This is a genomic window from Clostridium acidisoli DSM 12555 (assembly GCF_900176305.1).
Taxonomy (GTDB): domain Bacteria; phylum Bacillota; class Clostridia; order Clostridiales; family Clostridiaceae; genus Clostridium_I; species Clostridium_I acidisoli.
This window is the reverse complement of record NZ_FWXH01000006.1, coordinates 163,031-175,925: the sequence shown is the minus strand read 5'-3', so window position 1 is coordinate 175,925 and position 12,895 is coordinate 163,031. Positions and strand designations below refer to the sequence as shown.

General features: G+C 29.5%; 15 protein-coding genes. 3 read left to right on the top strand and 12 right to left on the bottom strand.

Annotated features, from left to right (window positions below; all coding sequences use genetic code 11):
• Positions 1-378 precede the first annotated feature (378 nt).
• The 6 genes from B8978_RS10490 to rpiA all read right to left on the bottom strand — a co-directional run bounded on the left by B8978_RS10490 (position 379) and on the right by rpiA (position 4,797).
• Entirely contained in the window at positions 379-1,059 is a 681-nt protein-coding gene (locus B8978_RS10490; RefSeq protein ID WP_084115919.1) for a pseudouridine synthase, read from the bottom strand.
• Positions 1,060-1,731 carry a putative 7-carboxy-7-deazaguanine synthase QueE gene (queE, locus tag B8978_RS10485; protein WP_084115917.1) on the bottom strand — a complete coding sequence of 224 codons (672 nt, stop codon included), beginning with the start codon at positions 1,729-1,731 and terminating at the stop codon, positions 1,060-1,062.
• Entirely contained in the window at positions 1,732-2,163 is a 432-nt protein-coding gene (locus B8978_RS10480) for a 6-pyruvoyl trahydropterin synthase family protein (RefSeq protein ID WP_084115915.1), read from the bottom strand.
• A gap of 92 nt (positions 2,164-2,255) precedes the next feature.
• Positions 2,256-3,107 carry a MurR/RpiR family transcriptional regulator gene (locus tag B8978_RS10475; protein WP_084115913.1) on the bottom strand — a complete coding sequence of 284 codons (852 nt, stop codon included), beginning with the start codon at positions 3,105-3,107 and terminating at the stop codon, positions 2,256-2,258.
• Between the two features lie 22 nt (positions 3,108-3,129).
• Positions 3,130-4,098, bottom strand: coding sequence for a Gfo/Idh/MocA family protein (locus tag B8978_RS10470; RefSeq protein WP_084115911.1), 969 nt, complete (start codon positions 4,096-4,098; stop codon positions 3,130-3,132).
• An 18-nt stretch (positions 4,099-4,116) separates the two neighbouring features.
• Entirely contained in the window at positions 4,117-4,797 is a 681-nt protein-coding gene (gene rpiA, locus B8978_RS10465; RefSeq protein ID WP_084115909.1) for a ribose 5-phosphate isomerase A, read from the bottom strand.
• 167 nt (positions 4,798-4,964) lie between these two features.
• On the opposite strand from rpiA, the gene B8978_RS10460 reads away from it, so the two are divergent.
• Positions 4,965-5,774, top strand: coding sequence for an alpha/beta fold hydrolase (locus B8978_RS10460; RefSeq protein ID WP_084115907.1), 810 nt, complete (start codon positions 4,965-4,967; stop codon positions 5,772-5,774).
• 117 nt (positions 5,775-5,891) lie between these two features.
• On the opposite strand, the gene B8978_RS10455 is transcribed toward B8978_RS10460, so the two are convergent.
• From B8978_RS10455 to B8978_RS10440, 4 genes are all read right to left on the bottom strand, one after another.
• Positions 5,892-7,277: a hypothetical protein gene (locus tag B8978_RS10455; protein ID WP_084115905.1), complete on the bottom strand. Its 1,386-nt coding sequence runs from the start codon at positions 7,275-7,277 to the stop codon at positions 5,892-5,894.
• Between the two features lie 75 nt (positions 7,278-7,352).
• The gene (locus tag B8978_RS10450) at positions 7,353-8,681 is read right to left on the bottom strand and encodes an MATE family efflux transporter (RefSeq protein ID WP_084115903.1); all 1,329 of its coding nucleotides are present in this window, start codon (positions 8,679-8,681) and stop codon (positions 7,353-7,355) included.
• Between the two features lie 163 nt (positions 8,682-8,844).
• Complete coding sequence (locus B8978_RS10445; protein WP_084115901.1) at positions 8,845-9,396, bottom strand: cysteine hydrolase family protein; 552 nt, start codon at positions 9,394-9,396, stop codon at positions 8,845-8,847.
• Between the two features lie 35 nt (positions 9,397-9,431).
• Positions 9,432-10,121, bottom strand: coding sequence for a cyclic nucleotide-binding domain-containing protein (locus tag B8978_RS10440; protein WP_084115899.1), 690 nt, complete (start codon positions 10,119-10,121; stop codon positions 9,432-9,434).
• 119 nt (positions 10,122-10,240) lie between these two features.
• Here B8978_RS10440 and B8978_RS10435 point away from each other — a divergent pair, with 119 nt between their 5' ends.
• Together B8978_RS10435 and B8978_RS10430 are read left to right on the top strand one after the other, a co-directional pair.
• Positions 10,241-10,663 carry a DMT family transporter gene (locus B8978_RS10435; RefSeq protein WP_084115897.1) on the top strand — a complete coding sequence of 141 codons (423 nt, stop codon included), beginning with the start codon at positions 10,241-10,243 and terminating at the stop codon, positions 10,661-10,663.
• Between the two features lie 11 nt (positions 10,664-10,674).
• Positions 10,675-11,118 (top strand): DMT family transporter, encoded by a 444-nt coding sequence (locus tag B8978_RS10430; protein ID WP_084115895.1) that lies wholly within the window; start codon positions 10,675-10,677, stop codon positions 11,116-11,118.
• A gap of 25 nt (positions 11,119-11,143) precedes the next feature.
• Here the strand turns inward: B8978_RS10430 and B8978_RS10425 are convergent, their stop codons facing one another.
• Both B8978_RS10425 and B8978_RS10420 read right to left on the bottom strand, forming a co-directional pair.
• On the bottom strand, positions 11,144-11,677 hold the full coding sequence (locus B8978_RS10425; RefSeq protein ID WP_084115893.1) for a GNAT family N-acetyltransferase: 534 nt from the start codon (positions 11,675-11,677) through the stop codon (positions 11,144-11,146).
• Positions 11,678-11,714: 37 nt separating this feature from the next.
• The gene (locus B8978_RS10420; protein WP_084115891.1) at positions 11,715-12,767 is read right to left on the bottom strand and encodes an N-acetylmuramoyl-L-alanine amidase family protein; all 1,053 of its coding nucleotides are present in this window, start codon (positions 12,765-12,767) and stop codon (positions 11,715-11,717) included.
• Positions 12,768-12,895: the final 128 nt, after the last annotated feature.

Below are 12,895 nucleotides of genomic sequence, written 5' to 3'. Positions count from 1 at the left end.
GTTAAAGATTTTTACTCTACTGCGTGAGTAAAAAGGTGAAAGATTGCCAGAGTGGCAAGATTAAAGAATTAACGATGATACCGTTAATGGTGAGAGAATTTGCTTTCAGCAAAAGGTGTTAAGGATGATTTTTCTACGCTATACTGCGAAAAATCTTTGAACTTAAATATATAAATCTAAATTCATTATTTTTCTGACGTAGGAGGAAAAAATTCCTTTACCTGTTACGTAAGTAACTTCTCTCACCTTCGACGGCCTTGGCCTCGTCAATTCTTCCATCTAGCCGAAGGCTTTCTCTAATCTTTTCATCTAGCTTTAGCTATGATGAAAATCTTTAACTCTTGCTTCGCAATTTCTCACTATTATAATCAACATCATTTATAAGTTTCTTAATTTCTCCACTTCTTTTTCTGTAAGCTTTCTCCATTCTCCAGTTTCAATGCCATCAATTTTTATATTAACTATTCGAATTCGTTTTAACTTAATTACCCTATATCCAAAAGTTTTACTCATTCTTCTAATTTGCCTGTTTAGTCCCTGTGTCAATATAATTGAAAATGTATCATCATTAATCCTTTTTATTTTACAGGGTTTAGTTTTACCACCTGTGATTTCTACACCTTTTCCCATACCTTCTATAAAACAATCATCAAAAGGCTTATCTAATATCACTATATATTCCTTTTCATGTTCATTTTGTGATTCTAAAATTTTATTTGCTAGTTCTCCATCATTAGTCATGAGTATCAAGCCTTCAGATTCTTTGTCTAATCTCCCAACTGGAAATATGTATTCTTTATAACCTAAAAATTTTATTATATTATTTTCTACCTTATCTTCTGCAGTGCAAATTATTCCAACTGGTTTATTTAATACAATATAAACTTTATCTCTTACTGGAATAGGTGCATTATCAATTAATATTGTGTCTGTTTTTTCTACCCACTGACCTTGTATGCATTTTTTGCCATTAACTGTTATTCTATTATCCTCAATAATTCTATTTGCCTCTCTTCTTGAGCAAAAGCCAAGATTACTAAGTAGCTTATTTATTCTCATCTATACTCCTCGAGTTTCTGGATTCCATATTATTTTGTGAAGTTGTATCTGAAGTCTCACACCATTAAGTTTATTGGATTTCATAAATTCCACTATTTTCACTAGTTTAATACTTGTAGTAATAGGACTAAAATAAACTAAACATTTCCTCAATAATTTATATTTTTCTAGGACGATTTTTGCTTTTTTTAAGTCCTCCTCTGTTCCTATTACAAATTTGCACACATCTTTTGAACTTAACATCTCAAAATTTTTTAGGTGCATATTACTTTCCATCTTACTACTTGGCAATTTATAATCTACAATAAAACTTACATTGTTTAAATGATTTATTCTTTCAAATTTGTAAAAAGGCACTGATCCATTTGTTTCTATATGAATTAATAACTTAGAATCCTTTGCTAAAAAATATATTAAGTCCTCAATGCCTTCTTGAATTAATGGTTCCCCTCCAGTAAGTGTAACATTTTTAGTTCCATTATCTTTTATAATTATATATATTTCTTCTTTAGTAAGACTGTCTCCTATTGCACTTCTTGAAATTGAATAAGCCGTATCACACCAATCACATTTAAGATTACATCCTCCAAATCTTATAAAAGTTGCTATTTCTCCAGCAGTAGGACCTTCACCATCTATTGATAAAAATTTTTCTATTACGTTATAATTCATTTAGTCATCCTCTCTATAAATACAGCTATTGGTAGGTGTTTCAAAGAGCTCTACCTCATAAATATTTATTCCTTTTCCCTTTATAATGAAAAAAATATTTCTAGACATCTCTTCTACAGTTGGTCTGTATTGTACTAACTCATATTTAAATTCTTGAGGTACAGTTTTTAATTTATTTATTAAATCTTTACCTATCTCATCATCTTCTATAATAATTTTATGATCAAACAGATCATGTATTTCTTTTAATGTTGATTTTATAAAACTAAAATCTTCCACCATGGCACGATCATTACCTGATGTTTTTAACTTATCTCCTTTAATTTTTACAATTAGTCTATATCTATGTCCATGTATATTAGCACATTTTCCTTCATAACCACTTAAAAAATGTGCTGAATCAAATTCAATTTCACTTTTTAAAATAAACATAATACCACTCCATATTCTATATTTAAAAAGGGCGCAAAAGCGCCCAATAATTTAAATTATAATATAATTATGTAATTTTTACAAATTTATGATTATATCTTATCTTCAGCTATAGATTGTTCATGCTGACTAATCCAACTATATGCATCTCTTTTTTCTGAAGTTAATAACAAATATAAAACTTCTATAACCGTCATTGCTGAAACTCTTGAAAAGCTAAACTCATCCATAAATAACTTTTCTCTTGTAGCTGTGTTTATTTGATATTCACATCTATTAGCTAAAGGCGAGTTTTCATGATTTGTTATACTAATTGTCGCAGCTTTTTTTTCCTTTGCGATATCCACTAATGTTAAAAGCTTTTTTGAGGAACCGGAATTTGATATAGCTATAACTACATCTTTATCAGTTAGTGTGTAAGCAAATGCAAGTTGTGTTTCCCATATAGTATTAACAACTGATGCTATTCCCATCTGATTAAATTTATATGCTCCATCTAGTGCTACAGGTAATGTATTTCCAACTGCAACAAATTGAACAATTCTTGCATTTTTGATTATAGTTAATATTTCTCTAACAACATCTTCATCCATCATGGATATAGTTTGTTTTATTTCTTCAATTTTATTTGCCAATATATTTTTAAGTGACTGTCCTATGTTTTTTATATCTATATCATTAGAAGTGCTTGTTTCCTCAGAATTTACCATTTCCTTTGCAAGGTTTATCTTTAGATCATGAAATCCTTTTAGTTCACATTTTTTACAAAATCTAATTATAGTTGCCTCACTAACACTGCTTTTAGCTGATAACTCTGAGACAGTCATTTCGATAATTTCTTCTTGATTATTTATAACATAATCTGCAATCTTTTTTTCTGCCTCGTATAAACTATCGTAAACCGCAAAAATTTTATCTAATACGTTTTTACTTTTATTCTTCAAATTTTATAACTCCTTATTCATACTATTCAAATGTATATTTTATTCCCCATTGACCTCTAATATCGTCCATTATATCCATTACATCCATAGATAGTTTTAATGTATTTTCACTATTCTTATTTAGTATACAATTGTTCATATCCTCAACTTCATAATTTAAAGCTTTTTCAGTTTCCCCTGCTTCGATAATTTCTGCAGTTCCATCTGGATATGTTATTGTTGCTTTATCTGCTCTAGGAAAATTCTCTACCGTTATATATGCCTTTTCACCTGCTACTACTCCTTTTTTAGGTTGTTTTGCTCTCATAGTTAAAGATATTACTGCCATCTCATCAGCACTGTTTCTAAGTATTATGCCTGATTGTTCATCTACACCTGTTTCAAATTTCTTCACTGTTGTTAAAATTTCTTCAGCTTTACTTGAAAGAAAATATCTAGTAAAGGATAACGCATATGTCCCAATATCAAGAAGCGCACCACCTGCTAAATCTTTATTAAAAAATCTATTATTAATGTCATATTCCTTAAGACTTCCAAAAGCTACTTGAATCATTTTAATCTTGCCAATTTTTCCTTCATCAACAAGTTCTCGAAGCTTTTTATAAAGAGGCATATGATAAATTGTCATAGCTTCTGCCACTATTAAATTTTTCTCCTTAGCTAAATCAGCAATTTCTTTTAACTGTTTAGAGTTTACAGTTATAGCTTTTTCACAAAAAACATGCTTATTATTTTTAAGACTCCTCATTATATATTCATAATGATTACAATGAGGCGTTGATATATAAACCACATCAATATCTTTGTCCCTAAGCATTTCATCATAATTTCCATAGACGTTTTTAACTTTATGTTCTGCTCCAAATTTCTTTGCTTTTTCTAAATTTCTTGAGCCTACAGCCCATATATATCCATTAACTTCCTCTATAGCTTTTGCAAATTCTGTTGCAATTGTTCCTGGTCCTAGTATTGCCCATTTCAAATTACTCATATTTACCACCCCGTATATTTAATTTTTAGAAATTATTTTTACGCCTTTTTCACTAACAACAATTGCCTTGGTAACAACCTTAGTAAATAAAGAAATATCAACAACTCCACAAATGTCTTTTAATTTATTTTCAAGTTCCTTAATACTATTAACATTAGAAAACCTTACATCCATAAGTAAATTTCCATTATCGCTTATTGTAAAACCGTCTTTTGCACTGCTATTTCTCATTGATATAGCACCACCTAATTCTTCTACTTTTCTGCTAACATAATTTAATGAATCCTGTAAAATTTCTAATACCACTGGATGCTTAAATGTTAATCTTTTTACCAATTTACTATGATCTACAAGAAGTACGTATTCGTCTGCCATATTAGCAATTAATTTTTCTTTTGTATGAATACCTCCACCACTTTTTAATGCATTTAAATCTTCATCTACTTCATCACATCCATCAAAAGCTATATCTATCTTATCCACAGCTAAAGTGTGAAGAACTTCTAACCCTCTTTTTATACAAAGCAGCTTTGTTTTTATAGATGGAGTGACTACTTTAACATTAAGTTCATTATTCTCTTTTATATAATCTATTAAATATGCTATAGTACTGCCTCCACCTAAACCTATTATAGAATTGTTTTTTATATGTTTTAGTGCTTCCCTAGCACAACTTTTCTTTAAATCGTCTGCATTCAATTTCTCATCCTCCTCAATTTATATTACAAATTTATAATATAATAAGTTTATTATTTCGTCAACTTATTATTACACGAAATAAAATTTCGTAGCTAATAAAATTTCATTTATTTGTATTTTGGTGAATATACTTATTAATGAAAAAATATATTATGGGGGATAATAATTTGACATATTACATTAAAGTAGAACCAAATGTAAAAATCTATGTAGAAGATATTAATCCTAAGGGTAACAAAACCATCTTATTTATACATGGCTGGCCAGCAGATCACAATTTATTTGAATATCAATTTAACAAGCTTCCAGCACTAGGTTTCAGATGTATCGGTATTGATATTCGGGGTTTTGGTAATTCCGATAGACCTTTTGGTGATTATTCATACAACAGATTATCTGATGATGTTCGGGCAGTAGTAGATGCACTTAAGTTGCAAAATTTCACTTTAGCTGGTCATTCTGTTGGAGGCGCTATTGCAATACGGTATATGGCTCGTCACCATAGCTTTGGAGTATCTAAGCTAGCTCTTTTTGCACCTGGCGCACCAAGTATAATAAAACGAAAAGATTTTCCATATGGAGTCCCAAAAGAAGAAATAACTAGTCTTATAGAACAAACCTATAGTGATCGCCCTAAAATGCTTCAAAATTTCGGAGAAATATTCTTTTTTCAGAATATAACCGTTCCATTTTCAGATTGGTTTTTTAATTTAGGTCTTAAAGCTGCTGGATGGTCCACAGCTGCTGTTGCAAAGAATTTTATAAATGAAACTTTATTTTCTGATTTAAATAAGATAAATGTACCCACTTTAATTCTTCATGGAATTCATGACAAAGTTTGCTTATTTGAGCTTGGGGTGGCTTTAAACAAAGCAATTAAAAATTCGAAACTTGTTCCATTTGAATATAGTGGACATGGATTGTTTTATGAGGAAAAAGAAAAGTTTAACAAAGAACTGGTTGATTTTATAGGTTGATAATATGAAGTTGGTGAAGGTTTTTAACGATTGCTTCGCACGTTGAAAGGTGAAGCATTGGTTAAAACCCTTCACCCGTACTTCGAAATATCTAACTATTATGAACATACTTCATTTCTATATAATAAACATAGCCACAATAGTTGTTACTGCAAGCCCTATAACTACTGGTTTAATATTTCTTTTAGCTAGTTCAAAAGCATCCACATTGCATATAGCAGCTACTGGAATTACAGCCCAAGGAATTATAGTTCCTCCACCAACCCATATTCCTGCTATTTGACCTAATGCCGTTAAGGTGTCTACCCCACCACCTAAAGCAGTTGAAAATATCTTTGCAATAGAACCTGCTAATGATATCCCTGAAAATCCAGAACCATCAAGTCCCGTTATTGCACCAACTACTGTAAGTGTAATCGACGAAACAACAGCATTAAGCGGAACACTATTTGAGAGTGCAACACCTAAATCATTAACAATACCATTGGATCCTGCCGGTAATATCTTGCCAAATATATCATTAAAGGGTAAATCGCCTAAGTAAAAAAATGCTGCTATAGGTATCACAATTCCAAATATTTTAAAACCAAATTGCAATCCAGAAACAAGATTTTCTGTTATCTTTTCTAGTGATTTTTCTTTATATGATACCAAAGAAATAAGACTTAATATAAATATAGCAGTTCCACCTATAAGTGCGGTTGCATCACTGCCTTGTAATTTATATATATACATTACAACTATATCTAATGCAAACAATACTAATATTAATATAGCAAAAAACCTCCGTATGTTTTTTGATGAAATCAGCATTACATTATTAGTTTTTTCATAAATTTTATTTTCATTAAAAGATTTTCCTTTTTTAATCTCACTTCTTAACAAATAAAAAGCTACAATAGTAGTTGTTACTCCCATTACAATTTCAAGAGGAATACTTGCTGTAATTACCTTAGATACCGGTATACCTGCCGCATCTGCTGTAAGTTTTGGTGCTGCTTGGATTATATAATCACTGGACAACGCTATTCCATTCCCAAATAAATTCATTGTTATAGCTAATCCAATAGCCGGAAGTCCTGCTTTCTTTGCAATCGGCAAAAATAGTGCACCTACAAGCACCACCGCTGGAGAAGGCCAAAAGAACCAAGATAATACCATCATGATTAACCCAATAAGCCAGTATGCAATCCAATAATTTTTTATTATTCCCTTAAATGGAGCTATTATTTCATCATTTATTCCCGAAGCAATCATTGCAGTACTCATGGCAGTTATTATAGATATAACAAATATGGTAGGCATGAGTTCCTTTGCCGCATATACAAAACTATTAAATACGCCCATAGTAGATTTTACTACTGAACCTGTAGCTGTTAGTCCCAATATAAATATACCTAATATACACAATAATGATATATCCTTCTTTTTTGCCATTGCTATAATTAAGACAATAATAAACATCAAATAAATATAGTGTAACGAAGTTAATGTTACATTCATAGTTTTCCTCCGCTTAAATTGTTGTGATATTAAATTATGCTAATATCTTTAGCGAAGTTACACTATGAAACAAAATTAGCATGGATAATTTTTTCTGTGTTTAATACAAAGAGGAACCTCATAAGCAAGCATAATTATCCACCCTGCAAGACAACTTAATGCAATCCCTACAATGCCAAATTTAGGCGCTAATATATATGCAAATATTACTCGTCCAACTATTTGTACAAAGGTTGACCTTAATGTGATTTTTAAATCCCCCATACCTCTAAAATATCCTTGTATCCCATTTGTGTAACTTGGTAACAAATAAAAAAATGCCATCATTTCAAGATATTTTATTCCAAGTTCTACAACTTTTGAATTTTCTTCTGAAACAAAAAGATGCATTATATGCGGTGCTCCAAAAAACACTGTGACTAAAAGCATAAGCCAGTACAAAGTTTCAAGCTTCATTCCAGACCAAAATCCGCTTTTAATACGTTCATTTTTTTTTGCGCCTCTGTTTTGTGCTAAAAATGTAGTCATTCCACTACTAATGCTTTGTTGAGGTGTAAATGCAAAATCATCTACACGATTTACTGCATTAAATGTTGCAATTGCATCTACTCCAAGTGGGTTAACTGCACCTTGCACCAGAAACTTTCCAACATAAAGACAGGTTTGCTGCATAGCTGTTACCCAGCTGTAATTAATTGTAGTTCTTAGTAATTGTCTATCCATTACAAATTCTTTTCTTGAGAAACGAAGCATTGGTACTTTTACATATGCATATGTAATACAACATACACTTGAAAGCATTTCTGCTGTTACGGTTGCAAGTGCTGAACCAGGAACCCCCATTTTTAATATTACAACAAAAACAATGTCCATAACTACATTGAAAACCGCAGAGATAATTAAGAATATTAATGGTATTTTTGAATCGCCAATGCTTCTAAGTGTTGAAGCATACACGTTATATAAAAATGTAAATATAAGTCCACAAAATATGATTCTAAGATAACTTGTTGCATCTGGTAATATTTCTTCTGGTGTTCTAATTAATTCTAATATTGGTTTGGTCATTATTATACAAAATACAATGATAACCATTGTAAAAATAAAACCTGCTATCATTGTAGTGGATACTTCCCTTTTCAGCTTTTTTATATTTCCTGCACCAAAGTATTCACTCATTAAAACCGAAGCACCCATACAAATTCCTATTATAAAAAACATTACAATATTCATAATTGGATTTGCAGTACCAACTGCTGCCAATGCCTTTGTACCAACAAACCTACCAACTATAATAGAATCCGCTGCGTTATAAGTTAGCTGAAAAAAATTTCCTAATATTAATGGTACTGCAAAATAAGTTAAATGTTTAGGAATATTCCCTTTTGTCATATCTGTTATCAAATTAAAGCCACCACCTAGTATTTTTAGTATGAATCTTTATATAAAAACGCATTTTGTTAACGTGAACAATTGCATTGCATACATGTTTTATTATAAATCTATTGTTTAATAAATTAAATACTTTTATATAAGTTATTTATAATTTAAGGCAATGAATTTATACTTATTCATTGCCCTTATTAATTACTTTTATTTGTAAAGACTCCATTACATCAAGGGATTTATTGTGAAGACTAACATCAAAACTTGCACAAAGACTTGCATCAACTATAATGTCTGCATTTTTATACTGTGACTGAAACATTACTACATTGCTTATTACACACATGTTTGTAACAACTCCAATAATCTCAAATTCATCAATATCTTCACCTATTTCATTTGCTAATTTAATCATGTCTTTAGGTGACATTCCAAAACTCCCTTTATTATAATGCAATGTATTTTTTGAATTCTTAAACTCATTTACTTTTCCATATAACTCATGTCCCTTGCTACCCTTAATGCAATGCACTATAGGTAAATTTTTACCTTCTCTTGTTTGTAAATAATTTTCGTTGTGTGTATCATAAGTAAACACTACCTTATTTCCATTATTTAAATATTCATTAATTTTGTCATATATAGGGTTTTCTAATGTTTTAGCCTTTTCAAATCCTAATGCTCCACTAACAAAATCATTTTGGTAATCAACAACTACTAATATCTTTTTCATACTAATCCTCCTAATTTTTATTATAAATTTCTTGATTAGCTATACACACCCACCGCTAATTCCTCTAAAATACCATTATCTATAATTTCATAGTATCCATTTTTCTTCTCTATACTACCTTTTAAGCAAAGCATGTTCAAGGTTCTTAATAAATGTCTATAACTTGAGCCTAAAAGTTCTGCTATTTCAGTTAAATTTTCATTAAATTCTATCCTTCCATTATTATGATTTTTTTGCCCAGTAGCCAAAATATAGCTTGCAAGCCTATTCTCCAAAGGATAAAGTAAATTAATAGAAGTGTTTCTTGAGAATTTTAGTAATTTTTCTCCTAATTCACTACAAATGTATTTTAAAAATTTAGCATCATTTAATAAGTACTCCCTAACTTTATTAATTGGAATTCCAATACAATATGTATCTGCTATTGCCTGTACATTTGAATATGCAGTTTGAGAATTAATGAACTCTAAATCGCCAAACACTTTAAAATCCTGGCAAAAACAATTAAGCAGAGATCTTCCATTACTTAATGTTACATATACCTTTAATCTCCCTTTTATTAAAAAAATTAAATATTTAATATCCTCATCTTCTTTGAAAACAAACTGGTTTTTCTCAAATAAAAGTATTTCCATAAAAGGCTTCATATCTTTTGTGAAAATGTCATTAATGCCATACTTTAAGATGTATTTATTAATCATGTCTAAATTATTTATTTTAATCATACTTCATCAATCCTTTTCAATAAATTAATATTTTTATTTTAATATGACATATGTCATGACGCTTTTCAAGCATTTGATGATAAAGTATATTTAAATTAATTACACTAGGAGTTGATGCAATGAAAACCTTAATTTCGTCTTTTATAGGGGCTTTAATATCTATAATGATTATGTTTAATGGAACCTTATCTAATTCTTATGGAAATTACACATCCACTGTAATTATTCATCTTACAGGACTTTTTTCTATAATATTTATTTTATTAATAACTAGAACAAAATTTAAATTTAAGAAAAACATTCCTATATACCTTTATAGTGCAGGTGCTATAGGTATTTTTACTGTACTTTTTAATAATTTAAGTTATTCAACCCTTGGCGTGGCTGTAACTATAGCTTTAGGTCTACTTGGGCAATCTATTACTGCTATTATCATTGACCACTTTGGTTTACTTGGAATGGATATAATAAGATTCAGAAAAGAAAAATTTATTGGTTTAATTCTTGTTTCTTTTGGAATACTTGTAATGACCATATTTTGAGGAGATAGATTATGTTTTTATACATTTTAGTATCAATATTAAGCGGTGTTTCTATAGTAATATCCAGAATTTTAAATTCTAAACTAGCAGAACATATTGGAATTTTGCAAGGCACCTTTTTTAATTATTTATTTGGATTAATTTTTTCATTTATATTTTTAATTTTTAGTCAGGAATGGCTTCATATAAAATCAACCTCTGTTCCCTTTTGGGCTTATCTAGGTGGTTTTACTGGAATTTTTGTTATTGGACTTTCAAGCTACATAACCCCTAAAATTTCTGTCTTTTATCTAACTCTTATAATCTTTATTGGTCAATTGTTTACTGGTATTTTTATTGATTACTTAACCTTAAACAATTTATCTATTGGTAAAATTATAGGTGGATTTTTAGTGTTAAGTGGTCTTACTTTTAATCTATTTATAGATAAGAAAAGCATCTATCCTCATATGTAGATAGATGCTTTTTTTCATTAATATTCTAAACGAAAAGGCTCATTACAAGTGTATTATAATAAACTCCATTTATATAATTATCTTTTTTTAATGTTCCTTCCTTCTCAAATCCAACTTTTTTATACAAAGCAATTGCTCCGTAGTTATCCTCTCTAGTAACAAGGGTTATTTTTTTAGTAACTTTATTCATTTTCCCCCATGTTACAAGATTATCCATTAAAATTTTTCCTAGTCCTAACCCGCAACATTTTTCACTTATAACTATGCCTAAAGTTCCAACGTGTCTGCTTCTAACTTTCTGATTTGAGTTAATGGATGCTATTCCTACTATTTTTCCATCAATAAAAGCCAATAGTATTATAGAATTACTTTCTTCATATGTTGTTTTTATATATTTTTTATATTCATTCAAATCTTTATGAAATTCATCTCTACCAAATGAAAGAAAATCAGTCTCCCCGCCTACTAAATTATAAAAGCTAATCATTGAAGCTGCATCATCTTCTTTTGCCTCTCTCACAATAACTTCTTGTTCATTTTTTAAATTCATTTTATCCATATATACTAGCTCCTTATATTTATCAACTCTATATCATTTATTTTTTAGTAACATACTCAACAATTCCCTGCGATAGATTGTTTGCAAGATCCCCTAAAATCTTATCATCTTGTAGCCTTGCTCTATCTGCACTATTAGTCAAATATCCAGCTTCAACAAGCACACTTGGAGCTTTACTTAGTCTAATAACCTTAAGTTTATCTCTAATTACTCCGTCATTTTTCCATCCATCACTTTTAGTTGCATTTTTTAATATTATATTGGCAAGCTTAATTCTTTCATTTGTTTGATACCCATTTTCATCATAATAATACGTTCCTATTCCTTGATATTTGCTTGGATTTACATCAATTCCATTGATATGAACAGACATAAACACATCGGGTTTATTCTTATTAACAAAATCAGCAATATCAGAAAGAGCTTGTCCTTCGTCTTTATTTCTTGTAAGAACTGCATTCACACCACTATATTCAAGATCACTTGCCATAAGCTTAACTATTCTCAATGTTATGTCCTTTTCATGTAGATTTCCAACACTTTGTCCACTATCAACACCGCCATGACCAGGATTAAGTACAGCTTTATATTTAAATGGCTTTTTTACCTTACTTATTAATATAACCACTTCATTGTTATCTTTTCCATCATTTATATAAACAAAGTTATTTTCTTTATATTTCTTTTTAATTGTTAAGTCTTTTTTATTATTATCATTAGTTAGATATAAATCTTTAGAATTCTCTTCACTAATTTGAGTGTTAAGATTAAGAGGAACATCTTTATCAAAACTTACAGTTACAGATGTATCATTTTGCTTATAAGATATATTTTTAATTGCACTACTAAGCTTTATGGTGTATTTCTCAAATATATTATTTTGTTCCATGTATATATTTCCATTTTTGTCTTTTCCAACTTTTACAGCCATATCACTTTTATTTATTGTTGGTCTATTGCCAGCTGCTTTATCTGAATTAGCTTCTTTTGATGGATTTAACAAAGCTAAAATTATTAGCACACCAAGTATACACATTGATACACGTATAAAAAAAATCTTTCTCCCTTTTGCGTCCAATTTTAAATTCATTTGTAGCTTCTCCCCTATATTTTATTTATATAATCTTAAAAGCTTCATTTTTATTATATTGTAACATAATTAAGTATGATTTTCTTTCATTTTTGTATTTGTTTACAGTAATTTCTTGTGTTATGATT